We start from the raw sequence: 23,954 nt of genomic DNA, 5'->3' as shown, positions 1-23,954 counted from the left end.
GTGGGGGCCCGGCCACCGGCCGGTGGGGCGGCGGGGTGGGCGCCGCTTGGCCCTGGGGGGGGGGCGCGCCCGCCCGCCACAAGGGGGCCGCGAACACGCCGCGACGAAGTCGCGGCCAGACCAACACAGCGCTGAAATTCAACACTGTCGGGGGGAGGGACCATACTGCTTAGCGTGGATTCGGACATCGGTGACCGGGATGGTCGCAAGCGCAACGGAACGGCCGTGGATCGGGCCACCGACGTGCCGGCCGCCTTCATCGATGCCAGGGCGCTGATCGGCTGCCGCCATCGCCTGCGTATGGACGCCGCGCACCCTGAGGCATTGGCGGGGATCGTCGAGGACGCGGGCGTACGCCAGCGCCGGGACGCCGCCGTCGCACACCGCGCCCGAGTGCGCGACGCGCTGGTCGGCGCGGACCCCGATGCCTGGGTGGTGATCGATCCCGGACTGCGCGCCGCCGAGCGCGCCGAAGCGACGATGCGCGCGTGCGAAATCGGGGCACGGCACATCTGGGGCGGACTGCTACCGCAGGAGCCGGACACCGGCAGGCGCGGAGGTTCGGAGATCCTGCTGCGCGACGTCGAACGCGGCGGCTACATCCCGATCATCGTGGTGAACCACAAGGTGACCGACCCGCGTCAACCCGAGCGCGCCGACTTCCACCCCACCACCTCGGACCCGTATCACTGGGACCCGCAACCGGATCCGCACCGCAAGCTACGCCAGCAGCCCCGCGACCAACAGCGGCTCGCCCACCTGCACCGGATGCTGCAACGGCACGGCCTGGCCAGCCCCGCGCTGGTCGGCGGCGTCATCGGCTTCGATTTCGATCGCATCCTGGTCCACGACCTGGCGCCGCTGCTGGCCGATTACGACCGCCGCTACGCCGACCGGATCGCGGTGGTGCGCGGCGAGCTGCCCACCATCCCGTCGAAGGTGCCCGAGTGCAGGCAGTGCCCGTGGTGGACGCGAGGAGTCGATGGCCCGAGCTGCGAGGGCTGGCTGATCGAGCATCGTGACGTCAGCCTGGTGGCGCCCGGCTCCCGCGCCGAGGTGCTGCGCAGGCACAACGTCGAGACCATCGATGAACTCGCCGCGTGGGTGGGTGAGGAGCCCGAGGATTGGCAGCACGGCCCGTTCGACGAGGCCGTGGTCACCGCGCGGGCGTGGATCGTCGGCGCCCCGCTGGTGCGGCGGGTCGAGAGCGTGCAAGTGCGGCGGGCGGATGTGGAGGTCGACGTCGATCTGGAGAGCTTCCAGGAGTACGGCGCGTACCTGTGGGGAACGCTGCTGAACGGCGTGTACCGCCCGTTCGTCACCTGGGATCCGTTGCCCACCGAGGACGAGGGCCGCTCTTTCGGCGAGTTCTGGACCTGGCTGATGACGGTGCGCGCCGAGGCGACCGCGACGGGCAGAACATTTGCCGCGTACTGCTATTCGCGCACGGCGGAAGACAAGTGGCTGTACGAATCGGCGCGCCGGTTCGCGGGCAGGCCCGGCGTGCCGACGGTGGAGCAGGTGCGCGCGTTCGTGGACGGACCGCAATGGGTGGACATGTTCCAAGCCGTCTCCGACCAGTTCATCTGCCCGAACGGCAAGGGGTTGAAGAAGATCGCGCCGGTCGCCGGGTTCTCGTGGCGTGATCCCGAGGCGAGCGGCGAGGCGTCGATGAGCTGGTACCGGCTCGCGGTCGGCTACGACGGCGCCACGCCCGACGCGACCCAGCGCACCCGTTTGCTGGAGTACAACGAGGACGACGTCCGCGCCACCCAGGTGCTGCGCGAATGGATGACCACCCGCGCCGACGCGGAGGTTGCCGGTCTCGCCGATTTCCGGCAGGTTCCCGATGCGCGGTCGCCCGGGACCGTCGCGGGTTACGCGGCGGCCCCACCTTCGGCTCCGTAGTCAGCGCACGGCGGTACCATCGCGACCGTGACAGAGCACGTCGAACAACTCGAGTTCCAGGCAGAGACCCATCAGCTGCTCGAGCTGATGATCCATTCCGTCTACTCCAACAAGGACACCTTCCTGCGGGAGCTGATCTCGAACTCCTCCGACGCGCTGGACAAGCTGCGGCTGGAGTCCTTCCGAGACAAGGATCTGCACGTCGACACCTCCGACCTGCACATCGAACTGGAGGTCGACAAGGACGAGCGGATCCTGACCGTCCGGGACAACGGCATCGGCATGTCGCGCGCCGAGGTGGTCGATCTGATCGGCACCCTCGCCAAGTCCGGTACCGCCGAGCTGCGCAGGAAGCTGAACGAGGCCAAGTCCGAGGCCGCCGCCGAGGAGCTGATCGGCCAGTTCGGCATCGGTTTCTATTCGACCTTCATGGTGGCCGACAAGGTCACCCTGACCACCCGCCGCGCGGGCGAGGCCACCGCCACCCGGTGGGAGTCGAACGCGGGCAGCTCCACTTACACGATCTCCGAACTCGACGAGGCCCCGCAGGGCACGTCGGTCGCGCTCCACCTCAAGCCGGTGGACGAGGAGGATCACCTCTTCGACTACACGCTGGAGTGGAAGCTGCGCGAGATCGTCAAGAAGTACTCCGACTTCATCTCCTGGCCGATCCGCATGCAGGTGGAGCGGACCGTCACCGAGGGCGAAGGCGAGGCCGCCGAGGAGAAGACGATCCTCGAGGACCAGACGCTCAACTCCATGAAGGCGCTGTGGACGCGCCCCAAGAGCGAGGTCTCCGACGAGGAGTACAAGGAGTTCTACAAGCACGTCAGTCACGGCTGGGACGATCCGCTGGAGATCATCCCGCTGAAGGCCGAGGGCACGTTCGAGTACCAGGCGCTGCTGTTCATCCCCTCGCACGCGCCGTTCGACCTGTTCACCCGCGAGCACAAGCGCGGCGTCCAGCTCTACGTCAAGCGGGTGTTCATCATGGACAACTGCGAAGAGCTGATGCCGGAGTACCTGCGCTTCGTCAAGGGCGTGGTGGACGCGCAGGATCTGTCGCTCAATGTCTCCCGGGAGATTCTCCAGCAGGACCGGCAGATCCAGATGATCCGCAAGCGTCTGGTGAAGAAGGTGCTGTCCACGGTCAAGGATCTGCAGGGCGCCGAGGACCAGGCCGGCTACCAGACCTTCTGGAAGGAGTTCGGCCGCGTCCTGAAGGAGGGCCTGCTCTCGGACTTCGACAACCGCGACACCATCCTCCAGGTCTCCTCGTTCGCCTCGACGAACTCCGAGACCGAGCTGACCACGCTGGCCCAGTACGTGGAGCGGATGCCCGAGGGGCAGGACACGATCTACTACATGACCGGCGAGACCCGTCAGCAGGTCGAGAGCTCCCCGCATCTGGAGGCGTTCAAGGCCAAGGGCCGCGAGGTGCTGATCCTGACCGACCCGGTCGACGAGATGTGGGTCGGTTCCGTACCGGAATTCGACGGCAAGGCGTTCCAGTCCATCGCCAAGGGCGAGGTCGATCTGGAGACCGAGGAGGAGAAGAAGGCCTCCGAGGCGCTGCGCGAGCAGCAGGACAAGGACTTCGCCGATGTCCTCACGTGGCTGGGCAAGACGCTGGAGGAGAACGTCAAGGAGGTGCGCCTGACCAACCGGCTCACCACCTCTCCGGCTTGCCTGGTCGGTGACGTGTTCGACTTCACGCCGATGCTGGAGCGGATGTATCGCGCCTCGGGCCAGGCGCTGCCGGAGAGCAAGCGGATTCTGGAACTCAACCCGACCCACCCGCTGGTCGCCGGCCTGCGCGACGCGTACGCGGCCGAGCGGGAGAAGGCCGACGCCGGCACGGCGACCGAGCTGTCGGAAACCGCCGAACTGCTGTTCGGCACGGCGGTGCTCGCCGAGGGCGGTGAACTCAAGGATCCGGCGCACTTCGCCCACATCCTCACCGATCGGCTCACTCGCACTCTCTGAACCATCCGCGACCGGAGGACCGGCAATGTCCTCCGGTCGCGGCCGGTGCGGTCGGCGGCGTTTCGGCCATTTCTCGGTTACGGTGACGGGCGGGATGGCATATTCGCAGGACTGGGGAGTTCGCCCCCGGGTGGCGCGGTTAGATGTGGATGCCTGAAAGGATCGTCACGACATGTCCGCAAACCCGCTTGCCGTCGCCGAGCCGTGGGATCTCGTCGCCGACGGATATGACGAGTTCGCACCCGCGATAATGCAACCGTTCTCGGCGCGGGCGCTCGAGTTCGCCTCGCTCTCGCCGGAATCGCGCATCGTGGATGTAGCGGCGGGGCCGGGCACGCTCAGCCTGCTGGCCGCGGGCCACGTGGCGCAGGTCGACGCCATCGATTTCGCGGAGTCGATGATCGCGCGCTTGGCGAAGAACGCCGCTGCCGCCGGGCTGGTGAATATCCGGGCGCAAGTGGGTGACGGACAAGAACTGCCGTACGAATCCGACCATTTCGACGCCGGGTTCTCCATGTTCGGACTGATGTTCTTCCCGGACCGCGCTCGTGGGTTCGCCGAGCTGTTCCGAGTGTTGCGGCCGGGCGGGACGGCGGTGGTGTCGAGCTGGGCGCCGATCGCGGACTCGCCGCTGATGCGGATGATGTTCGGTGCCTTGACCGCGGCCGACCCGGACATCCAGGAGCCGCAACCGAACTTCCTGAGCCTGGAGAACCCGGAGGTCTTCGAATCGGAGATGCGCGGTGCGGGCTTCGAAGCCGTGTCCATCCAGCGGCATTCGATCGCGCTCACCTTCGGCAGCCCCGAGGAGATGTGGGAGACCATGGTGCGCAGCAGCGCCCCGTTGGAACTCATGCGCCACAACGTGAGCGCGGAGGTCTGGGCGCGGCGCGCCGCCGTCATGAAAGCGTTTCTCGCCGAGAAGTACCGGCCGCACTGCCCGTTGTCCACCACGGCCTACCTCGGCATCGGCCACAAATCGGGGGAATGAGAACAGCGCGCGACCCTTCGGTGAAGGGTCACGCGCTGCCGGGACTGCGGAGCGGAATTACCGCGGCGCCATGCGCAGCGCGCCGTCCATGCGGATGGTCTCGCCGTTGAGGTAGTCGTGCTCGACGATGTACTGCGTCAGCTGCGCGTACTCGTCCGGACGGCCGAGGCGGGACGGGAAGGGCACGCCCGCCTCGAGGCCTTTGCGGTACTCCTCGGTGACGCCGGCGAGCATCGGGGTGTCGATGATGCCGGGAGCGATGGTGTTCACCCGGATGCCGAACTGGGCCAGATCGCGCGCTGCCGGAACCGTCATACCGTGCACGCCGCCCTTGGACGCCGAGTAGGCGATCTGACCGATCTGCCCCTCGAACGCGGCGACCGAGGCGGTGTTGATGATGACGCCGCGCTGGCCGTACTCGTCCACGGCGTCGGTCTTGGCGATCGCGTCGGCGGCCAGCCGCATGACGTTGAAGGTGCCGAGCAGGTTGACCGTGATGACCGTGCGGAACAGCTCCAGGTCGTGCGGGCCGTTCTTGGACAGGATGCGGCCCGCCCAGCCGACACCGGCGCAGTTGACCACGATGCGCAGCGGGGCGCCGGACTCGACGACCTGCGCGACGGCCGCGCCGACCTCGTCGTTGCTGGTGACATCGGCGGGAATGAGGGTGACCCCGGCGGGCACGTTGTCGCCGGCGCGCTCGATCGACTGCGGCACATCCAGCCCGAAGACGGTGGCGCCGAGATCGGCGAGACGCTTGGCGGTGGCGGCGCCGAGGCCCGATGCGCCTCCGGTGACAATGGCGGCGGAACCCGAAATCTCCACGATGGTCCTCTCGTTTGTGACAGCCAGTTGGCCCTTCGTCAATGGCACCCTAACCGGTACGCGGCGAACGGCCCTGCACGGCTCCCGCGACTCGTTTCCGGCGCGGGCCCTTTCCGGCAAGTCGGCGGAACCGACCGAGCAGAATGGAACAGCCCAGTCAGCTCGACCGAACACCCGGAGTCACCGAATGACCGAATCGGCCACCAGCGCACGCCTCCCCCGAGGTAGGCACGGCCTGCCACGGGAGCAGGTGATCGCTTCGCAGCGCGAACGAATCCTCGTCGCGACGGCGGAGGCCATGGCCGAGAACGGTTACATCGGAACGTCGGTCGCGGCGATCCTCAAGCGGGCTTGCGTGTCCAGGGAGACGTTCTACGAGCAGTTCCGCTCCAAAGAAGACTGTTTCGAAGCGGCCTATCAGCGCGCGGTGCATTTGTTGCTCGACCGGATCGCCGACGCCACCGAGAGGGAAGACGCGGCGGCCGATACCGACGCCGTGGCTCGGATGGATCGGATCCTGCGCGCCTATCTCCAGTATCTGGTGGACTACCCGGCCAGCGCGCGGTTGTTCTTGGTCGAGGTCTTCGCGGTGGGGTCGGCCGCCATCGCGCGCCGGGCCCAGCTGCAAGAGCGATTCGTCGAGTTGATCGCCGCCGTGCTCGACGCGCGGACCGACCAGCAGCGTTTCGCCTGTCAGGCCCTGGCCGCGGCGGTCGGTTCGATGGTCACCGCTCGGATCGCGGCCGGAGACTCGAGCGGTCTGCAGGCGCTGCGGGAACCACTGCTGGATCTATTGCGTCAGGGTGGCGGACTGTACGGGGCTGCGCTGGACTCGAGCGGCGAGCCATCCGCGTGAGCAGCAGCGCCGCACCGGCCAGCGCGGGAGCCAGCGCCGCGAGCCCGGCGACGGCGACACTGCCGAGCGCCGGTACGGTCGCGCCGAGCAGGGTCGCCGCGCCGAAATAGAGGAACAGCAGGCCCGAGCCGATGCCGATCGTGTGCTCCGGCAGATGCTTGCCGACCAGAATGCCCACCGCGATGGCGAGCGCGTCGGCGGCGACCATGCCGATGGTCGAGCCCAGCCAGACGCCTACCCAGTCGTAGTCCGTGGCCAGCGCGGCGGTCGCGAACATGGTGCGATCGCCCAGCTCGGCGAGCAGGAACGCGGACAGCACCACGAAGAACGGCGCACCGCCCACTTTCGGCGCCTTCGGCTCCGGGTCTTGCTCGCCGGTGCCGAAGTGCTCGCGCAACGTCCACAGGCCGACGGCCAGGAAGGTGACGGCGGCGATCAGCGCGATCGTCGTGGTGGGCAGCGCCGCACCGAGGAAATAGCCGATGCCGACCGAGATCAGGTGCACCGCCGCGGAGGCTGTCGCGATGCCGCCGAGCACCACCCACCAGCGGTAGCGCAGCGCGAACGTCAGCGCCATCAGCTGGGACTTGTCACCGAGCTCGGCGAGGAAGACGACGCCGATGGTGAGCAATACGGTGGCGATCATGTGTGGCGGCTCCAAGGTCTCCGGCCTGCCGACCGGAGATATGGGGACGCTCCGGCCGACAACGAAATGGTTGTCCAGGCCGAAGGTCTCGCCCACCGGCCGAAACCGGTTCACACAGCCGGACCCGGCCCGAGCGGGCTCGGCGGGTCAGTATGTCGACTGTGTGATTGGGGGCTACTCCCCTTCGCTGCTTGCGACTCTACCGCCACGTTCCGCTCGTGCCAACCCGCTGTAATCGAAATCGCAATGCGCACAATAAGTTTGGCGATCCACGTGCAGAATTTCGGTTACCCTCACGCGGCCAGCAGCATAGCCAGAACCGCGGTGTCGGGATCGCTGATCGGGTCCAGTCCGACCCGGCTGACCAGCGAGGTCACGGTTCCGTCCGACTCCGCCTCGACCCACGCGGCACGGTGTTCCAGCCCCAGGTGGGGCACGCCGGGCAGCAAGACGCAGCCGGAGGCCGCGCCCGCGCATTCGGGCAGCGTCGGGCGGGTTTCGGACGGCGGATGCAGCATCAGCAACGCCGGTGGCACATGGTCGGCGAAACGGCCGGGTTCCACGGCCTCGTCGCCGAGCACGGGCCCTTCGGCCAGCACCAAGCCGACCGTGCCCGGGGCGGGGTCGTCGGGCAGGTCCTCACGGACTCCGAACACCGTCGAGGTGGTCAGCAGTCCGGGTAGCGTGGCCACACGCACCGCTAGGACCAGCACCTGCGCCCACTCCTTGGTGGTGTCCGGCCAGCGGCCGGAGATCAAGAAGCCACGCAGCGACCCGCGCGAATGGAACGGCGTGATGCCGATCGGTTCGTTCGTGCGCATTCCTGCCTCCCGTTGTCGAACCCGGGGGCGACCTTGCCCGTTCCTTTGGTGTGGATTTCCCGAATATGAACCACGAGTCACCTGGCACACAAGTACCAAAGAGTGCCAATCGGGCGTCCGGGGGCGTGGAGGAGGGCAATCCGGCTGCGCACTCGACGGATCCCGCCCCACCTCAGGGACTCCGGATACGCGCCGGGCGGGTGGCGTTCTCGGCAACATGTCCGCGTCACCGGAGAACAGAACGGGCCCGCGAATCCGGCCGCGCGTGGCGGACGGATTCGCGGACCCGGTTCCGGCGTGCCGAACAGGCTCAGCCGAAGATGAGGCCCTTGGCCTGCGAAGTCGCCTTGGCGAAGCGCTCCTGCACGTCGGCCCAGTTGACGACGTTCCAGAACGCGGTGACGTAGTCCGCCTTGACGTTCTTGTACTGCAGGTAGAAAGCGTGCTCCCACATGTCGACCTGCAGCAGCGGGATGATGCCCAACGGGACGTTGGCCTGCTGGTCGTAGAGCTGGAATGTCAGCAGCTTCTGGCCGAGGGTGTCGAAGCCGAGCACCGCCCAGCCGGAACCCTGCAGGCCGTTGGCCGCGGCGGTGAACTGCGCGCGGAACTTGTCGAACGAACCGAACTGGTCGTCGATGGCCGCGGCCAGTTCGCCGACCGGCTTGTCGCCGCCGTTGGGGGAGAGGTTCTTCCACCAGATGGAGTGGTTGACGTGCCCACCCAGGTGGAACGCGAGGTTCTTCTCGTGCAGGAAGATGGCGCTGTGATCGCCCGACTCGCGAGCGGCTTCCAGCTTCTCCAGTGCGGTGTTCGCGCCCGCGACGTAAGCGGCGTGGTGCTTGGAATGATGAAGCTCGTTGATCTGCCCGGAGATGTGGGGCTCCAGGGCGCTGTAGTCGTAATCCAGATCTGGCAGCGTGTACTCGGCCACGTTGTCCCTTCCTATGTCGGGCTGGTTGTGCCCCGTTCCGGACACAGCCAACCATCATTCGTACACCCGGTCGATTCCAACTCGGGCCCACGCCCGCGCATTCCGGTGACGCCGCTCACACCTAGCGGGTCGAGCACCGTCACATCACGCACATCGGCCCCACTGGAAACGCACGCGTAGCATCGAACCATGTCGTGGTACGACGAACTAGTGGGGCGTCTGAGCCTCCCCGACCCCGTCATGGTCGCTCCCGAGCAAGCCCTGCCCGGCCGGGCGGAACCGCTCGACGTGCCGGATACCCACTACGTCAACGGTCACCCGATCCGCCCGCCGTTTCCCGAGGGGCTCCAGCTCGCGGTCGTCGCGATGGGCTGCTTCTGGGGCGCGGAGAAGGGCTTCTGGGAACTCGACGGCGTCTACTCCACGGCAGTCGGTTATGTCGGCGGGTACACGCCGAATCCCACCTACGAAGAGGTATGCAGCGGACGGACGGGTCACGCGGAAGCGGTGCTCGTCGTGTTCGATCCCGCGGTGATCGACTACGCGGGCATCCTCGAACACTTCTGGGAGAACCACGATCCCACCCAAGGCATGCGGCAGGGCAACGACCGCGGCACCCAATATCGTTCGGCCGTCTTCACCTTCGGCGCCGAGCAGGCCGACCTCGTCGGCTCGACGGCCGAATCCTACGGTAAGCGGCTGGCCGCGGCGGGATACGGGCAGATCACCACGGAGATCACGCCGCTGCCCGGGCTGGCGGCCTTCTACTATGCCGAGGGCTATCACCAGCAGTACCTGGCCAAGAATCCCGGGGGATACTGCCCCGTTCACGCCACCGGAGTGAGCTGCCCGGTGGGCACGGGCGCCTGAGCGCCGAGGTGCGACGAACCGCACCCGAAAGTGCGGTTCACTCGCGACGGTTCGGCGCTCAGAGCGGCGGCACGATTCCCGGACGACTGGCTCGCGGGTCGCCCGCATCGTGCGCCCGCCACCACCGCGCGCCGCCCGCGACGAAGTCCGCCAGCGGGATCTGCTTGCCCCGCGCGTCGTACACGGTGATGCCGTCGAACCACACCCGGACGTCCAATTCGCGCGGATCGATGCCCTCCTCCTGGGAGAACTCCAGAACGTGTGCGGATTCGCGATCACCGATGCGGGTGTCGAAGCTGAGCAACTCGCTCCACAGCGCCCAGCTGCTGTCGTCGAGATCGATGAACTCCCAACCGTGCAGTCGCCCGCCGCCGAAACTTCGGATCGCCTCGTCCAGGCCTTCGAGTCGCAGCGGCAGCACCCTCGGTTCCAGGTCGTCCCAATGCTGCGTCCGCAGTGACGCGGCGACCCGGCTCACGCCGGTGAACGCCACCTGCACCCGATAGTCCTCCGCCGCCGTTCCGCGTTCGGGAAGAGTCAGCACTTCGAGGTCGAGTCGCAGTTCTGCGGCGGCCTCGTCGATCGCGAGGCCGAGGCACGTGGCCTCGGACAACGCGATATTGAGCCCTGCGATGTCCATTCCGTGGCGTAGCCCCCTGCTCACGTTCATGCGCCCAGGCTACCGATCGTCTTCGCCGGATCGCGGGATTTCGGCGGCGTTCTGGATTCGATGGAACCGAATGCGCCTCGGCGCCGTCCAAGTAGATATCGGACCCTCTTCGGCCGCAGGTTCCGATGTCGGCGACGAATGGCCGCTCCGGGATTGGTATGGAGGGGAGTCCCGGATCGGCCATTCGCATCGCTCGACCGTTAGGGGCTGATCCGTACTTCGATCAGGTAAAGCACGCCGAGAACGGACCAAGGGTTCGCGACGACAGCAGGTCGATAGCTGATCAGTTGCTAGAAAGCCGGTTCAATCCGGTGAAACGCCTTCGACACCTGCGCCTTGTGGATCGAGCTGTGGATTATGTGGATAACTTCGCCCGAGTTATGCACAACCAGCATCGGGCGGGTGCGCGGTCGAGTTCCGGAGGGGAGAACATACCCGAAGTCGTGGCTCGCTGTCGAGGTCGCTCCCCCGGCATGGAACTGCACGGCGGTCCGCCACGCATGGCAGGATCGAATCTGTGACGAGCCCCCACGTTCCGTCGGTCACGGTGGAGGACGTGCCTGCCGAATTCGACAGCAGCGCGCCCGCGTCGGCCGACACGCCGCGATCGATCCTCCTCGACGTCCGTGAGGACGACGAGTGGCGGCTCGGACACGCCCCGGGCGCGATCCACATCCCGATGGTCGACGTTCCCGCCCGGATCGACGAGCTGGAGTACGACGCGGATCTCTACATCATCTGCAGGCAGGGCGGTCGGTCGCTTCAGGTGGTCGAATATCTCACGCACATCGGCTATGAGGCCATCCAGGTCAACGGGGGCATGGTGGCATGGCAGCACGCCGGCCGCCCGCTGGTCGCGGAGGGCGACCACGAGGCGAAGATCTACTGACGAAAGAACGAGGTGCGCGGTGAGTACGGTGGTGCAACCTTGTGCGCGCTGCGGTGCGCGCTGGGCCGTGCAAGGGGCGCCGATGCACTGGTGCCCGCGCTGCCGCGGCGTACTCCTCTCGCCGGGGCCGATCGACGCGCCCGCCGACCGTCGCAACTACCGCTGGGTGGCGCGCAAGCCCGACCAGCGCGGTCGGCGAGCGCAGTCGTCCGTCCGACCGGCCCCGCCGAGCCGCACGCCTCGGTACACGCAGATCCCGCGCTGGGGCCTGATCGACCCGCCACCGCACGCGGGCGGCGCGGCGCGTCGCCCGTTCGGCAAGTTGACCCACTCGGTGATCAGACTGCTCGTCGCGACCGCCGTCGTCTTCGGACTCGCGGCCGTCGCGGAACTGGCGCGCTACGGGGTGTTGCTGCGCAACCGGACGCGCCTGATCCACCCCGCCGTCCTCTTCGCCTCCGACGCGTTCGTGATCGGCGCCGGAGTGCTCGCGGTCGTGCTCGCGCTGCTGGCGGCCGCGGCCACCGTCGGAAGACTGATCGAGATCAGGCGCTCGGCCTACGCCGCCACGGGCAGGCGCGACCCCCGTTCGCCGCGAGCGCTCGCGTTCGGCTGCCTGATTCCGGTGGTCAACCTGCTGTGGCCGGGGGTCTTCCTGAGCGAAGTGGCCGCGTTGCAGGGTGATCCCAGGACGGGACGGGCGGTCCGGATCTGGTGGGCCTCGTGGGTCTTCGGCGGCCTCGTCACGGTGGCCGCGCTACTGTGGCGGACCGCGGATTCGTTGCAAGCCGAGGCGGACGGGGTGCTGTTCACCGCGTTCACCGACGCGGTCGCCGCCGCGGTCGCGTTGCTGACCCTCTGGGTGTTGCGCACGATCGAGGGGCATGACCTGCTCGGGCGCAGCCGGACCGCGCGCCGCTGGCTGATCGCGGTCGACCCCGCGGTGCCGGTGATCGAGCCGGTGCATCCCGGCGGACGTGCACAGGCGGGCGCCGACGCGCACGAGGACAACGGTGCTGAGGACCGTGAGCAGGAGGAGGTTATGGCCAAGTGAGCCAGGGCAGTCGCGCGCCGTTCGTCGTCGCGCATCGAGGCGCCTCGGCGGCGCGCCCCGAGCACACGCTCGCCGCCTACGAGTTGGCGCTCCAGGAGGGCGCCGACGGCGTCGAGTGCGATGTCCGGCTGACCAGGGACGGACATCTGGTGTGCGTGCACGACCGCACCGTCGACCGGACCTCCTCGGGCAGCGGTCTGGTCAGCGAGATGACGTTGGAGGAGCTGCGGGCACTGAATTTCGGCGCCGACGGCGATCCGGCCTCGGTGCTGACCCTCAGCGAGCTGATCAGCCTGGTGCTGGACTGGCGTAGCAGGCCGACCAAGCTGTTCATCGAGACCAAGCACCCGGTCCGCTACGGCGCGCTGGTGGAGAACAAGCTGCTCGCCGAGCTCCAGCGCTTCGGCATCGCCACCCCCGCCTCGGCGGATCATTCCCGCGCGGTCGTCATGTCGTTCGCGGCCACCGCCGTGTGGCGCATCCGCCGCGCCGCCCCGCTGCTGCCCACCGTCCTGCTCGGCGAATCGTCGCGCTACCTGGGCGGATCGGCGGCAACCACCGTCGGTGCCACAGCCGTCGGCCCCTCGGTGAAAACACTGCGCGAGCACCCAGACCTGGTCGACAAGGCCGCCGCCGCCGGCCGCGCCACCTACTGCTGGACCGTCGACGACCCCGACGACGTCCAACTGTGCGCCGACCTCGGCGTCAGCTGGATTGCCACGAACCACCCCGGCCGCACCAAGTCCCTGCTCCCCGCCGCCTGACCCGGTTCCGCCGGAAGGGGTTGTCGTGGCTTCCACAAATCCTCGATCGTCCGTCGCTGCGACGCACGGCCTCGAGCAGAGCGGAATACGGTGCGGTGAACGTTGGGGGGTGTGCAGGTCGGAGCGCATTGAAGTGGTCGTCGCAGGTGCGGTGGTGCCGTAGCGGAATCTCTGTGGCGTCCACGTCGATGCCGGCGCTCGACGCCGCGCCGAGTTCGGCGGCCTTCTTCGCCACGCCCACCCGGTGAACTAGTTTGCGCAATTGCTCCCTGCCGCGACCACGCCACCTCAACCCCCGGTTTCGAGCGAAGCGAGACCGAGCATCCGCGAACACCCAGCGCCGCAGGCGCTGGAAAAACAAACACAGCCAAGAAACACGGTAGGTTGACCCCTCGTGGGTAAAAGCAAGCGCAACAGTCCTAAGCCCGGTGGGAACCGGGCGCAGCGTCTCGCCGAGCGGCGAGCGGCGCAGGAGCAGGCGGCACAAGTCGTCACCCGTCCGTTCGAGGGCCTGGCCGCGGAGTGCGATCTGGTCGCGCTGCGCGAATTCGTTCCTTCGGCCACCGCCCGGTTGACGCTGGCGGCCGAGGTCGCGGCGGAGCGGCCGGTCGTGCTCGCAACGGTGCTGCCCGGCGCGGTGGCCGCGTTGGTGCGCGCCGGTGACGAGCCCAGCGGTTACGTCGGCGCGCAGGTGCAGTTCCAGGGCGCGGATCCGGCCGCCGATCTGGCCGCGGCGATCCTATGGACCCAGTCCGCCGAGCCCGGTGATTCGCTGACCTCGGTGGAAAGCGTCGCGGGAGGCCCGCGGCTGGCCGATGTCATCGATCCCGCCGCGAGCCTGGACTTGACCGTGCACCAGGACTTCGACTGGTGGGTGCCCGCAGGGGTCGAGCCCGACCCGCAGGTCGCCGCCACCATCGAGCAGGCCAAGCAGGCGATCATGCCCTCGGCGCGGCTCGGGCTCGCCGCCGACACGATCGGTGCCGCCTGGTGGGTGGACGCGGGCGAGAAGGCGCACATCCGCTGGGTGCGGCCGGAGGACGAGGACGCGCTCATGCTGGCGCTGGCCCGGGTGCACGCCTCCGGCGGTCTGCACCTCGGCGAGGGTTCCCGGTTCGCGGGGTCGTTCCGCACGCACGGAGTGCTGGTCCCGGTCTTCGACCTGGACCGCGAGCGACACCCCGACGAATGGGTCGAGCCCGCAGCCGAATTCGGTGCGCGGCTGTCCGAGGCGCTGGCCGTCGACGCCCCGTTGACCTCCGACGAGCGGCGCTCCCGCGACGGCCTGCGGTCGCGTCAGGTCACCTTGCGCTGAGCCCGGATATCGCGAGACTTGGGCAGAAACGGCCTTTGTCGGCGGCGGTGTTTTCCGGTTGCCGCCGGTGCGGCTCGAAATATAGGAAAGACTCGCCAAACCACTGCGAAATGTGGTGGAACCGTCGTTTACGCCGACATTCCGACTCGCCGTCCGATAGAACGTCCAACAGCGACAGGCCCGGTTCCTGATACGGAACCGGGCCTGTTTCACCTATTCGGCGAACGCCGTCAGACGGAGCCGCCCGCCGCCGAAGGCGCGCCGGAGGCGTCGCTCGGGCCGCTCATTTCCCGGGCGACGAATTCCTCCAGGTCGAACAGGTTCGACCCGGCGCGATCGGCGATGGTGAGCAGGGTGGTCATATTCGCGACTTCCTCGACCTGCTCCTTGAGGAACCACTGCATGAACTGTTCGCCCAGGTAGTCGCCCTCTTCGCGGGCGGTGCTCGCCAGCTGGATGATCTGCTCGGTGACCGTCTTCTCCTGGGTCAGTGCGAGCGCGATCGGCTCCCTGGCGTTCTCGAACCGCGATTTCGCGGCATCGATGCCGGAAATATCGACGCTGATATCCCGGTCCAGGAAGTACTGCACGATCATCATCGCGTGATTGCGCTCTTCGACGGCCTGCTTGTAGAACCGCTTGGCCAGCTGCGGGAGATCGGCATTGTCGAACCACACCGCAATCGCGATGTACTGATGCTCGGCATTGAATTCGTGCCGGATCTGATCGTGCAACAGGCTGTGAAATTTGCTGCGGGGTGATTCCGGATGGCTTGACATGGCATCGACATTAGCGCTGGTCAAGACCCGTGTCATCCAAGTGCAGCCTTATTGAGGCTAGTGTTGCCTAATTAATTCTTCGCCGCTCCAGCCATTTTCGGCGCCGGAATATCGGTGCGCGGCCGCGGCCGTGTCTCCCGGGCGACGAACTCCTCGACGTCGAACAACTGCCCGTCGGCACGGTCGATCACGGCCAGCAACGTGCTCATCCCGGCGACGTTCTTCACCTGATCGGCGAGGAACCACCCGATGAAGCGTTCGCCGAGATAGTCGCCGCAGGTGCGGGCAGTGTGGGCCAGATCGCTGATCCGGGCGCTGCGGACCTGCTCGATCTCCAGCAGCGAAGCGACCGCGCCGCGCGGGCTTTCGAAGGTGGACTCGATCTCGTCCAAGCCGCCGATCTGCACCGGGAGATCCCGGTCCAGCAGGTACTGCACCATGCGCAGCGAATTGCCGTAGTGCTCGCGTGACCGGTCGTAGGCGTGTCCGGCCAACTGCGGCAGTCTGCGTGAGTCGAAGTACACGGCGGCCGCGAGATACTGCTGGGCAGTGGTGAATCCGTGACGGATCTGGGTGCGCAGCAAGTCGGGAAAGGACTCGTCGGCCTCGTCGATGTCCGGCATGGCATCGACGCTACCGCGTCAGCAGGTCCTCCGGGATCGGACGGTCGCCGACGAGCGCGTCGAAGAACCGGCTCGCTTTGGCCTTGTCCCACAGCAGGACGTTGCCGCTGTCGGTGTCCTCGAATCCGCCGACCGGTACCGCCGTGGCGATGGTGTCGCCACGCAGCGCCCAGCCCAGGCCGCCCAGATCCCAGATGTGGTCGCCGTTGTCGACCTTCAGCGACTTGGCGGTGTCGGTCGCCAGCGGCCAGAGCTTGAACGGATTGGCCAGCGTGGCTCCACTGGTCGCCTTCTTCAGCAGGGCGGCCATGAAGATCCGCTGGTTGTTCATCCGGTCCAGGTCGGCGAGCGCGGTCGCGCGACTGCGGACGAAACCCAACGCCTGTGGTCCGTTGAGTCGCTGGCAGCCCGCGGGCAGGTCGATGCCGGCGAGCGGGTCGTCGATCGGTTTGGGCACGCACACGTCGATGCCGCCGAGCGTATCGACCACGCTGGCGAAGCCGCCGAAGCCGATCTGCGCGTAGTGGTCGATCCGCAGGCCGGTGGCGATCTCCACGGTCTGGACCAGCAGCGCGGGGCCGCCGATGGCGAACGCGGCGTTCAGTTTGTCCTTGCCCTGGCCCGGGATGCTGACGTACGAGTCGCGCGGCAGGCTGACCAGCGTGGTCTTCCCCGACTGCGGCACGTGCACGAGCATGATCGTGTCGGTGCGCTCGGGGCCCACCTCACCGCCGGTGGCGAGTTCCCGCTCCTGCTCGGCAGTCAGTCCGCCACGGCCGTCGGACCCGACCAACAGCCAGTTCGTGCCGGGTGTGTCGCCGACGCGCTTGGCGTAGTTCGCCAGCGCGGGGATGCGATTGAGCGAGTTGTCCAACTTGATGACGGCGCCGACGGCGGCGAGCACCAGGACCAGCAGGATCACCAGGAACCAGCGGAAAGGGTGGCGCTTGCGGCGCGGTCGTGGAGCCCGCGGCGGACGCTCGCCGCGTGGCGGCACCGGTGGGGGGCCTTCGCGGAACGGCCTCGGTTTCCGGGGCGGCGTGTGCGGCGGACCTTCGTGATACGGAACCGGCCGCTGTGTCGGCGCGTGCGACGGAACTTCGTGATGCGGCACCGGGCGCTGCGTGGGGGCGTGCCTGCGGGCCGGGGGAGGCGGCGGCATTCGCCGCGCCTGTTCGGGCGGGACCTGCGAATACGCCAGCGGCTGTGCGTGGGGGTCGGCGGTTCCATCACGGCGCACGACCTGCGTGGGCTCGATCGGCGGCGGACCGCCGGACCCCGGAGGCGGCATGCGACGGCGCATCGGAGGTTCACCGGGTCTGCCGGGCGGCGGCATCCGGCGCGTATGCGCGTTGCGCTGGGGGTCGTCGCCGTTCATCACTGGAACTCTACTTATCGGGCGGTTGTGACGTGCCGCATGTGGACGCGGGCGCACGCGGAAGCGGCGCTGTTCCGTATTTCGCAGGCGGCACCAGGTTGTTAGCGCTGCCGAGGGCACAGTTGCGTCACGGCAGCCACGAAACATGGCCGCGCAGAACGGTGTAGCCGATGTAGGCGACCGCATCGATGGTCGCATGGGCGAGGACCAGCGGCCACAGCCGATTCGTGCGCTGCCAATAGCGGCCGAATATGACGCCCATCACAAAGTTTCCGAGCCCGCCGCCGATTCCTTGGTACAAGTGATAGCTGCCCCGCAGCACAGCCGAGGCCAGCAGAGCCGAGTTCGCCGACCATCCGAGCCTGCGCAGCCGGGTGAGCAGGAACGCGACCACGATGACCTCTTCGGCCAAGGCGTTCGCGCAGGCCGAGAGGACGAGCGCGGGCAGTCGCCACCAGTAGTCGCCGAGCGAGGCGGGGACTATCGTCACGCTGACGCCGAGTGCGTGCGCCGCGAGATACAGCCCGAGTCCCGGCAACCCGATGATCGCGGCCAGCGTCAAGCCGGGTAGCACGTCGGCGCGCCAACGGAGCCGGTTCGCCAGCCCGATCAGTCGCGGGCCGATGCCCCCGCGCCACAGCAGATATAGGCCGAGCGCGGCCCAGCCGAGCAGCCGCAGCACGCTGAGCAGCTGGAACAGCAGGTCGATGGTGGACTGTGTGGCTCGCGACGGATTCAGCGCGACGGTCCGTCCGCCGATCCCGCCCGGGGCGAGCGCGCTCTCCACCAGCGAGAGCGCGGCGCTGAGCCCGCTGAGCCCGAACGTGACCAGCAGCACCACGGCGATCTCGAGTTTGATCGCCAGCCGCTCCCGATCGGTCGGCTCGGCCTCGTCCCACTCGGCTCTGGACTCCGCACGCATGGGTCGAATCTATTGCGCTCGTCCGCCGCGGCGCGCGGCGCGTCGGCATGTGAACTGCCTGGTGCGTCGTCGGCGTCTCCGCTGCGGCGCATGCTTCCGGGCCTGGTGGCCCAACCCGGCCCGCCACTCGGTCGAGCTCGGACATCGGGTCTGCGCGCGCTGCGGCGAGCAGCCGCCACTCCGGCTCACCGGAGCATCCCTCTAAACGACGGTTCACCGAAGGAGTGTGCGACCAAGCGGCGCTGGATCAGCCCGGGCACGAGGCGCTCGAGGCAGCCGGACCGCTCACCGCGGATACGCCACAGGTCGGGATCGAACGAATCGGTGTGGTTGACGTCCGTCGTCCGCCCGCGTTGAACGAATCGGTGCGATTGCCATTCGCCGCGTCGGTGTGCGTGTCAGCCGAGCAGCCAACCGCGTCGGGAGTGCGTGCGCCCCAGCCGGTGCGCCGTCCGCCTCTCACCCTCATTCCCGCCGATGTCACCAGCAACGACGAGGTCAGCGCGGCCGTCGCGCGGGTCGTCGAGTCCGGCGCTCCACGCATCGTGGTCAACTGCGCCGGTTGTCCACAACCTCTGCGGGCAGGGGCAATGGAACGCTATCTCGTCCGTCTTCTCGGGCCGGTCATCCCGTTCTTCGCCTTGGTACTTCTGTTCGCCGGCCCGATGCCGCTGAAGATCGGCTTGATCGGGCGGCGGGTCAGATCCGGCGCAATCCATTGAGGAACGGGCAGCCCGCCAGTGTGCGCACGGCGCGGCTGAGCCCCTCGATGTCGTGCGCCGGTGCGCTGAACGGCAAGCGGAAGTCGTGGTCGCCGTCGTGTCCTTCCACCCGCAGCGTGAGCCCGTACCGGTCGATGGCCAGCGGGTGCACGATGCCGCGCCGCAGGTGTGGCGGCAGATGCCTGGCCAGCTGGGCGACGACATCGGCGTGATCGGCCTGCATGTGCTGCAGCCACGCGGATTCCATGGCGCAGAACGGATCCGGCTGCGCCAGGCGCAGTTCGTCGCTGCGCACCGATTCCGCGCCGGTCGAGTCGGCCACCACCGCGGAGTCGATCACCAGCCGCAGCAGGGTGGCGCCGAAGCCGATGTCGAGCAGGCCCGGATGCGGGTAATCCTTGGCCACCTCGGTGGCCAGCACGCGCTGCGCCTGGGTGGGCACCGCCCGTACCCAACCGCGCAGCCAGACCAACGCGCGCACCGGCTCGCGCAGCGGTAGCGGGGCGTGGTCGGTGAGCTCCAGCACCGCGGGCGCGCCGTGGTCTCCGGAGTTGCCTGCCAGGATCGCGGCGACCGAGGCCGTCGGCACCGCGATCACGGCATCGCCGCACTGCCGTACGTGGTGCACGGACGCGGGCGTCGGATCGATGCCCGGCATGGCCAGCACCGCTTGCTCCGCGTGCGCGCATGCGCTGCGCACTCGCTCGGCGGTGGACGGTGCGAAGGTCGAGGACGGACGCGGCATACAAACCTCCGTGGAGCGTGGCGCGCTTGACTATTGATTAGGTTACCCTAAGCTAAGTGACGAGGCGGGGTTCCGCAAGCGTTCCGATCCGGCTGATCGCAGCGAACTGGATCGGTTCCGGTCGAACCGGGTTGTTACGGTGAGGGCGTGTCGGAAGGGTCGGAATCCGCAGAACCGGTGCTGGTGACGTTGTCGACGCCGCCGCGGCGCAGTCTGGTCGACGGGCTGGTCCGCAACATCGGCGCAAGTCCCGCCGCGCCGACGCTGGAGCTGGACGCGCCCGACAACGGGATCGCCGACTTCCTCGCACACGTGGCCCACTCCGATACCGGCTTCGTCGCGCGCACTTCCTCGGGGGAACGGGCGCTGGCCATCGTCGCCGCCACAGCCGCCGCCCTGTGCGGCGACGACATCGGCGCGGCCCTGCGCGACCCCGACATCGCCTTCCTGACCTCGCTGAAACCGCCGGCCGTCGAGGCGGTCCGTTCGGTCCTGCTCGCCATCGAGACCGATGCCGCGGACCGGGTGAACGCCGCATTGCGCGTGCTCAACGGAGGTTGAACACCGCTAGGGAGGTCCTGGAACAGATGACCCGGACCGGCAGGCCCTTCGCGATTGGTGGGGAGCCGAACGAGCGCGCAAGTAATCTCGTAACCGTGCCGCGAATCGCGTACTTCGGGCCGTCCGGAACCTTCACCGAGATGGCCCTCGCTCAATTGGAATCCTCGGGAACCTTCGCCGGGCCCGTCGAGCGGATCGCCGCGCCCAGCCAAGGCGCCGCGCTCGACCTGATCCGTTCCGGTGACGTGGATGGCGCGGTGGTGCCGATCGAGAGCTCCGTGGAGGGGTCGATCTCGGCGACGCTCGACTCCCTGGCAATCGGTCCGCGCCTGCAGATCGTCGCCGAGACCGAACTCGAAGTGAGTTTCACGATCCTCGGCAAGCCGGGCACGGCGTTACCCGACGTGCGCACTCTCGCCGCTTACCCCGTGGCCGCCGCGCAGGTCCGGTTGTGGGTGGCGCGGCATCTGCCGCAGGCGCAGCCCTACACCTCGGCGTCCAACGCCGCCGCCGCCGAGGACGTGGTGGCGGGGCACGCGGACGCCGCCGTGTCGACCGCCCTGGCCGGAGAGCGGCTGGGATTGATCGCGCTGGCCTCCGGGGTCGCCGATCACGAGCAGGCGATCACGCGGTTCGTGCTGTGCACCCGGCCCACCGCGGCGCCGCCCGCCACCGGCGCCGACCGCACCTCGATCGTGCTCGAGCTGCCGAACGTACCGGGCTCGCTGATGCGCGCCTTCGCCGAGTTCGCCACGCGCGGTATCGATCTGACCAGGATCGAGTCCCGGCCCACCCGAACGGGCATGGGCACCTACCGTTTCTATCTGGACTGCGTCGGGCACATCGACGACACCGCGGTGGCCGAGGCGCTCAAGGCGCTGCACCGCACCGCGCGGATCCGCTTTCTCGGATCTTGGCCGGCGACTTCCGCGACCGGTACGCCACCACCGTCGGACGAAGCGTCCGCGGAGTGGTTGATCCAGCTGAGAAAGGGGATGGCCGACCTATGACCGGGAGGTTGATTCTGGTCCGGCACGGCGAGACCGAGGGCAATGTCGCCAAGCTGCTGGACACCCGGATTCCCGGGTTGCCCCTGACCGAACGCGGTGCGGCACAAGCGAAGACGTTCGGTGAGGGCCTGCTCCGCCCGCCGCAGGTGCTGTTCTCCTCGGCGGCGCTGCGCGCGCGCCAGACCGCGAGCTACATCGAGGCGGCGACCGGTGTCGCCGCCATGGTGCTCGACGGACTGCACGAGGTACAGGCCGGCGACCTGGAGGGAGAACACAGCGAGGAGGCGCACCAGACCTTCCAGCGGATCTACCGTGCCTGGCACGAGGGCGACCTCACGCTGCGGGTGCCCGGCGGCGAATCCGCTCAGGATGTGCTGGATCGGTTCCTGCCCGCGATCGAGGAGCTGCGGAATACGTATCTGACACCGGACGTTGCCGCGCCCGGGGACGTGATGGTAGTCAGTCACGGTGCGGCCATGCGGCTCGTCGGCCGCACGCTTTCGGACGTGCGTCCGCCGTTCACCACGAACAACCACTTGGACAACACCGAGACCATCGAGCTGGTACCGATGCCGGACGGCAGGTGGGAGTGCATTCGGTGGGGACGATTCACGCCGCCGTTCGGCTACGAGGTCGCACCGACTTCGGACGATCCCATGGGTTAGCGACGCTCGTTCGGTGCTTCAGGACAGCTTCGGATTCCGCGGGAACTCTTCGCGTTCCGGTAGGAAGTTGATCAGATCCTGCACGGCCGTGCGCAGTCGCGCGGGAGTCCCGCTGCTGAGCGAGGTCCACTTCACGCCGTCGTCGGACGTGCTCGCGGTCGCGATGAATCGGCCCGCGCGCGTGTTGAAGACGGCGATGTGGTTGTCGGCCGCGTCTCGGGTGCCATCGCCGTAGATCACACCGACGATCTCGGCATACGAGTGGATCTCGACCAGAGCCGCGGCCAAGGTCTTCGCGTCCTGGGCCGGGTTGCCCACCTTCGCCAGCCGTTCCGCGGTGGCCGCGGCGTCGCCGGTGTCGCCGAAGATCGTGGCCAGCTCTTCGGTCGGGGCGTTCATGCCGTACAGCTCGAGCGGCTCGGCATAGCCGAGTGCCGCGAGAACCGTTCCGGGCAAGTCGTTTCCCGCCTCATCGATGACGTAGGAGTCCTGTCCCCGAAGGGCGACGACCGGGAGGTCGACGCCCTTCGCCAGACAGAAGCGGCTCACCCAACCATCGACGACCAACCGCAGCGCGATGATCCAGTGGGGCCGGTGCAGCGCGCGCAGCCGATTCTCCAGATCCCGATGCAGCACATCGTCGATCAGGAGTTCCCGCTGGGCGAGCGACTCGGCGGCCGCGTCCATCGCCGCTTTGTGGTCGGTCAGATTGTCGTACCGTGCCCTCGCGTTCAGGACGACGGGGACCTCGATCTGCAGTTTCTCTACGAGGAACTGCATTTCGTCGAGCGACAGGACGACCGCGTCGAGCGTCGACGGGCTGCGGCCCGCACCGAGTACGGTCACCTAACCGTCCCGCTGAGGTCACCGCCGATGACCCCATCGGCGGTGAAGCGGCCGTCGTTGAAGTGCTCCGTCGACCGCAGGTAGTCCCGGCCGTCGTGTTCGGTCTCGTCGTCCTCGTCGCTGCGCGCCTGGTTACCGAGCAAGGGGTTGCCGTTGCCGGTGTTGGCGGGCCGGACCGGCGCCGCCTCGACGCCCTTGACCGCGACGCTCTCCTGCACCGGAGCCGTGCTGCCACCGATCGTGCCGTTGGAGCCCCAGCCTTCCGGAAGCTTGAGCGAGCCGCTGCTGATGCCCGCCGCCGATCCGAGACCGGAGAACGACACGGCACGCGTCGCCGCACCGGTAGCGGTGGCTGCCGCACCGATACCCATGGCCATGGGAGCCATGCCGGAGAAGGAGGGCGCGGAGCTGGTGGTGGCGGCCGCGATCGCGCTGCCCGCGACATTTCCGACGGTGGAGACACCGGTGGTGGCGATCGAGCCGACGGCCTGAGCGGCCTGGGTGGCAGCGCTCGCCACCCCGGGGTTGCTCAGGAATGCCTGGGTGGCGGCCACGGCAGCCTGGATCGGATCGGCCGGGACCTCGGTGGTCGTGTCCGCCGCTTGCTCGGGACTTGCCGTCCCCGCGCCCTTGGCGATCGCCGGCGGTAACAGGAATTCGGCGGGCGTGGCGACCATGGCGCTGGTCGCGGCCTCATAGGTCTCCATGACCAGCGCGGCACGGATGTCCATCGCGTTCCTGGCGACTTCGGCGGCTTCGAACGCACCGCTCAACACGCCGGGCGGGTTCGCCGACGCGGCCAAAGCGGTGTTGACGGCCGCGATCTCGGGCGGGCTCGGCATCGCCAGCGCGGCGACGGTGTAGGCGGTGGCGTTCGCCGCGGCCTTGGCGCCCATCGCGGCCGCCTGCACGCCCTGCTGCTCGGACCAGCCGAGGAAGCCGGTGAGCTTGCCCAGCGCGGCGATGCCGTTGATGCCCTGCATTCCGACGCCGAGTTCGGCCATAACCCTGGCGACCGTCGTCGTCGCGTCGATCCAGGCGGCGGTGAGCCCGCCCCATGCGGTGGCGGCGGCCGAGATCGGAATCGCGTGCGCGCCCGCGTGAAGTGTGGCCGAATTGATCTCCGACGGGCGCGCCGCCCAGATCACCCCGGTGACTCCTGCAACCATGTCTG

The 23,954-nt window shown here is 68.3% G+C and carries 24 protein-coding genes and 1 pseudogene; 13 read left to right on the top strand and 12 right to left on the bottom strand.

What is annotated here, in order from left to right; all coding sequences use genetic code 11:
• The first annotated feature begins 300 nt into the window (after positions 1-300).
• The 3 genes from ACIHAX_RS19080 to ACIHAX_RS19070 all read left to right on the top strand — a co-directional run bounded on the left by ACIHAX_RS19080 (position 301) and on the right by ACIHAX_RS19070 (position 4,885).
• Positions 301-1,908: a TM0106 family RecB-like putative nuclease gene (locus ACIHAX_RS19080; protein ID WP_355073760.1), complete on the top strand. Its 1,608-nt coding sequence runs from the start codon at positions 301-303 to the stop codon at positions 1,906-1,908.
• Positions 1,909-1,935: 27 nt separating this feature from the next.
• Positions 1,936-3,894 (top strand): molecular chaperone HtpG, encoded by a 1,959-nt coding sequence (htpG, locus tag ACIHAX_RS19075; RefSeq protein WP_397278772.1) that lies wholly within the window; start codon positions 1,936-1,938, stop codon positions 3,892-3,894.
• A 172-nt stretch (positions 3,895-4,066) separates the two neighbouring features.
• Positions 4,067-4,885: a methyltransferase domain-containing protein gene (locus ACIHAX_RS19070; protein ID WP_355073305.1), complete on the top strand. Its 819-nt coding sequence runs from the start codon at positions 4,067-4,069 to the stop codon at positions 4,883-4,885.
• A gap of 57 nt (positions 4,886-4,942) precedes the next feature.
• Here ACIHAX_RS19070 and ACIHAX_RS19065 read toward each other — a convergent pair whose 3' ends face one another.
• A complete protein-coding gene (locus tag ACIHAX_RS19065) occupies positions 4,943-5,710 on the bottom strand; it encodes an SDR family NAD(P)-dependent oxidoreductase (RefSeq protein WP_355073304.1) in 768 nt (255 codons plus the stop codon).
• On the opposite strand from ACIHAX_RS19065, the pseudogene ACIHAX_RS19060 reads away from it, so the two are divergent.
• Positions 5,685-6,113: pseudogene (locus ACIHAX_RS19060) on the top strand (TetR/AcrR family transcriptional regulator); the annotation flags it as partial. The gene ACIHAX_RS19065 and the pseudogene ACIHAX_RS19060 overlap by 26 nt on opposite strands.
• Positions 6,114-6,435: 322 nt before the next feature.
• Here the strand turns inward: ACIHAX_RS19060 and ACIHAX_RS19055 are convergent.
• The 3 genes from ACIHAX_RS19055 to ACIHAX_RS19045 all read right to left on the bottom strand — a co-directional run bounded on the left by ACIHAX_RS19055 (position 6,436) and on the right by ACIHAX_RS19045 (position 8,967).
• The gene (locus tag ACIHAX_RS19055) at positions 6,436-7,212 is read right to left on the bottom strand and encodes a TMEM165/GDT1 family protein (RefSeq protein ID WP_397278863.1); all 777 of its coding nucleotides are present in this window, start codon (positions 7,210-7,212) and stop codon (positions 6,436-6,438) included.
• Positions 7,213-7,505: 293 nt separating this feature from the next.
• On the bottom strand, positions 7,506-8,033 hold the full coding sequence (locus ACIHAX_RS19050; protein WP_355073302.1) for a peptidase: 528 nt from the start codon (positions 8,031-8,033) through the stop codon (positions 7,506-7,508).
• Positions 8,034-8,343: 310 nt separating this feature from the next.
• The gene (locus ACIHAX_RS19045) at positions 8,344-8,967 is read right to left on the bottom strand and encodes a superoxide dismutase (protein WP_039794275.1); all 624 of its coding nucleotides are present in this window, start codon (positions 8,965-8,967) and stop codon (positions 8,344-8,346) included.
• 189 nt (positions 8,968-9,156) lie between these two features.
• Here ACIHAX_RS19045 and msrA point away from each other — a divergent pair, with 189 nt between their 5' ends.
• The gene (gene msrA, locus ACIHAX_RS19040) at positions 9,157-9,837 is read left to right on the top strand and encodes a peptide-methionine (S)-S-oxide reductase MsrA (RefSeq protein ID WP_397278769.1); all 681 of its coding nucleotides are present in this window, start codon (positions 9,157-9,159) and stop codon (positions 9,835-9,837) included.
• Positions 9,838-9,895: 58 nt separating this feature from the next.
• On the opposite strand, the gene ACIHAX_RS19035 is transcribed toward msrA, so the two are convergent.
• Positions 9,896-10,507 (bottom strand): hypothetical protein, encoded by a 612-nt coding sequence (locus ACIHAX_RS19035; RefSeq protein WP_397278767.1) that lies wholly within the window; start codon positions 10,505-10,507, stop codon positions 9,896-9,898.
• A 517-nt stretch (positions 10,508-11,024) separates the two neighbouring features.
• Here ACIHAX_RS19035 and ACIHAX_RS19030 point away from each other — a divergent pair.
• From ACIHAX_RS19030 to ACIHAX_RS19015, 4 genes are all read left to right on the top strand, one after another.
• Entirely contained in the window at positions 11,025-11,396 is a 372-nt protein-coding gene (locus ACIHAX_RS19030) for a rhodanese-like domain-containing protein (protein WP_379249755.1), read from the top strand.
• Between the two features lie 19 nt (positions 11,397-11,415).
• Entirely contained in the window at positions 11,416-12,450 is a 1,035-nt protein-coding gene (locus ACIHAX_RS19025; protein WP_397278765.1) for a DUF4328 domain-containing protein, read from the top strand.
• Positions 12,447-13,214, top strand: a complete 768-nt coding sequence (locus ACIHAX_RS19020) for a glycerophosphodiester phosphodiesterase (RefSeq protein WP_397278763.1) — start codon at positions 12,447-12,449, stop codon at positions 13,212-13,214. Before ACIHAX_RS19025 ends, ACIHAX_RS19020 begins: the two co-directional genes overlap by 4 nt.
• 394 nt (positions 13,215-13,608) lie before the next feature.
• Positions 13,609-14,529 carry a DUF5926 family protein gene (locus tag ACIHAX_RS19015; protein WP_355073295.1) on the top strand — a complete coding sequence of 307 codons (921 nt, stop codon included), beginning with the start codon at positions 13,609-13,611 and terminating at the stop codon, positions 14,527-14,529.
• Positions 14,530-14,759: 230 nt separating this feature from the next.
• On the opposite strand, the gene ACIHAX_RS19010 is transcribed toward ACIHAX_RS19015, so the two are convergent.
• From ACIHAX_RS19010 to ACIHAX_RS18995, 4 genes are all read right to left on the bottom strand, one after another.
• Positions 14,760-15,308 (bottom strand): ferritin, encoded by a 549-nt coding sequence (locus ACIHAX_RS19010; RefSeq protein ID WP_355073293.1) that lies wholly within the window; start codon positions 15,306-15,308, stop codon positions 14,760-14,762.
• A 71-nt stretch (positions 15,309-15,379) separates the two neighbouring features.
• Entirely contained in the window at positions 15,380-15,931 is a 552-nt protein-coding gene (locus tag ACIHAX_RS19005; RefSeq protein ID WP_397278758.1) for a ferritin, read from the bottom strand.
• A gap of 10 nt (positions 15,932-15,941) precedes the next feature.
• Complete coding sequence (locus tag ACIHAX_RS19000; protein WP_397278861.1) at positions 15,942-17,222, bottom strand: LCP family protein; 1,281 nt, start codon at positions 17,220-17,222, stop codon at positions 15,942-15,944.
• A gap of 214 nt (positions 17,223-17,436) precedes the next feature.
• Positions 17,437-18,231, bottom strand: coding sequence for a CPBP family intramembrane glutamic endopeptidase (locus ACIHAX_RS18995; protein ID WP_355073288.1), 795 nt, complete (start codon positions 18,229-18,231; stop codon positions 17,437-17,439).
• Positions 18,232-18,455: 224 nt separating this feature from the next.
• Between ACIHAX_RS18995 and ACIHAX_RS18990 the strand changes: the two genes are divergently transcribed.
• The gene (locus tag ACIHAX_RS18990) at positions 18,456-18,953 is read left to right on the top strand and encodes a hypothetical protein (RefSeq protein ID WP_397278756.1); all 498 of its coding nucleotides are present in this window, start codon (positions 18,456-18,458) and stop codon (positions 18,951-18,953) included.
• Here ACIHAX_RS18990 and ACIHAX_RS18985 read toward each other — a convergent pair.
• Positions 18,931-19,698, bottom strand: a complete 768-nt coding sequence (locus tag ACIHAX_RS18985) for a DUF2470 domain-containing protein (RefSeq protein ID WP_397278754.1) — start codon at positions 19,696-19,698, stop codon at positions 18,931-18,933. The genes ACIHAX_RS18990 and ACIHAX_RS18985 overlap by 23 nt on opposite strands.
• Positions 19,699-19,845: 147 nt before the next feature.
• Here ACIHAX_RS18985 and ACIHAX_RS18980 point away from each other — a divergent pair, with 147 nt between their 5' ends.
• The 3 genes from ACIHAX_RS18980 to ACIHAX_RS18970 all read left to right on the top strand — a co-directional run bounded on the left by ACIHAX_RS18980 (position 19,846) and on the right by ACIHAX_RS18970 (position 21,934).
• Positions 19,846-20,259, top strand: a complete 414-nt coding sequence (locus ACIHAX_RS18980; protein WP_397278752.1) for a hypothetical protein — start codon at positions 19,846-19,848, stop codon at positions 20,257-20,259.
• A 95-nt stretch (positions 20,260-20,354) separates the two neighbouring features.
• A complete protein-coding gene (gene pheA / locus ACIHAX_RS18975) occupies positions 20,355-21,269 on the top strand; it encodes a prephenate dehydratase (protein WP_356963289.1) in 915 nt (304 codons plus the stop codon).
• Positions 21,266-21,934, top strand: coding sequence for a histidine phosphatase family protein (locus tag ACIHAX_RS18970; RefSeq protein ID WP_355073282.1), 669 nt, complete (start codon positions 21,266-21,268; stop codon positions 21,932-21,934). The genes pheA and ACIHAX_RS18970 overlap by 4 nt, the downstream gene beginning before the upstream one ends.
• Positions 21,935-21,952: 18 nt before the next feature.
• On the opposite strand, the gene ACIHAX_RS18965 is transcribed toward ACIHAX_RS18970, so the two are convergent.
• Positions 21,953-22,780: an ESX secretion-associated protein EspG gene (locus tag ACIHAX_RS18965; protein WP_364432732.1), complete on the bottom strand. Its 828-nt coding sequence runs from the start codon at positions 22,778-22,780 to the stop codon at positions 21,953-21,955.
• Entirely contained in the window at positions 22,777-23,949 is a 1,173-nt protein-coding gene (locus ACIHAX_RS18960) for a PPE family protein (protein ID WP_355073278.1), read from the bottom strand. The genes ACIHAX_RS18965 and ACIHAX_RS18960 overlap by 4 nt, the downstream gene beginning before the upstream one ends.
• Between the last annotated feature and the right edge of the window lie 5 nt (positions 23,950-23,954).

It is taken from the genome of Nocardia sp. NPDC051929 (assembly GCF_044548645.1).
Classification (GTDB): Bacteria; Actinomycetota; Actinomycetes; order Mycobacteriales; family Mycobacteriaceae; genus Nocardia; species Nocardia sichangensis.
This window is presented reverse-complemented; position numbering and strand designations above follow the sequence as displayed.

What these genes read in the sequence shown, in the direction of transcription:
- ACIHAX_RS18995 (WP_355073288.1), bottom strand. Translation starts at nt 18,231, where the DNA reads ATGCGTGCGGAGTCCAGAGCCGAGTGGGACGAGGCCGAGCCGACCGAT.
- ACIHAX_RS19005 (WP_397278758.1), bottom strand. Translation starts at nt 15,931, where the DNA reads ATGCCGGACATCGACGAGGCCGACGAGTCCTTTCCCGACTTGCTGCGC.
- msrA (WP_397278769.1), top strand. Translation starts at nt 9,157, where the DNA reads ATGTCGTGGTACGACGAACTAGTGGGGCGTCTGAGCCTCCCCGACCCC.
- ACIHAX_RS18970 (WP_355073282.1), top strand. Translation starts at nt 21,266, where the DNA reads ATGACCGGGAGGTTGATTCTGGTCCGGCACGGCGAGACCGAGGGCAAT.
- ACIHAX_RS19000 (WP_397278861.1), bottom strand. Translation starts at nt 17,222, where the DNA reads ATGCCGCCTCCGGGGTCCGGCGGTCCGCCGCCGATCGAGCCCACGCAG.
- ACIHAX_RS18985 (WP_397278754.1), bottom strand. Translation starts at nt 19,698, where the DNA reads ATGCCGCGTCCGTCCTCGACCTTCGCACCGTCCACCGCCGAGCGAGTG.
- ACIHAX_RS19050 (WP_355073302.1), bottom strand. Translation starts at nt 8,033, where the DNA reads ATGCGCACGAACGAACCGATCGGCATCACGCCGTTCCATTCGCGCGGG.
- ACIHAX_RS19010 (WP_355073293.1), bottom strand. Translation starts at nt 15,308, where the DNA reads ATGTCAAGCCATCCGGAATCACCCCGCAGCAAATTTCACAGCCTGTTG.
- ACIHAX_RS19070 (WP_355073305.1), top strand. Translation starts at nt 4,067, where the DNA reads ATGTCCGCAAACCCGCTTGCCGTCGCCGAGCCGTGGGATCTCGTCGCC.
- ACIHAX_RS18960 (WP_355073278.1), bottom strand. Translation starts at nt 23,949, where the DNA reads ATGGTTGCAGGAGTCACCGGGGTGATCTGGGCGGCGCGCCCGTCGGAG.
- ACIHAX_RS19055 (WP_397278863.1), bottom strand. Translation starts at nt 7,212, where the DNA reads ATGATCGCCACCGTATTGCTCACCATCGGCGTCGTCTTCCTCGCCGAG.
- ACIHAX_RS19035 (WP_397278767.1), bottom strand. Translation starts at nt 10,507, where the DNA reads ATGAACGTGAGCAGGGGGCTACGCCACGGAATGGACATCGCAGGGCTC.
- ACIHAX_RS19080 (WP_355073760.1), top strand. Translation starts at nt 301, where the DNA reads ATGGACGCCGCGCACCCTGAGGCATTGGCGGGGATCGTCGAGGACGCG.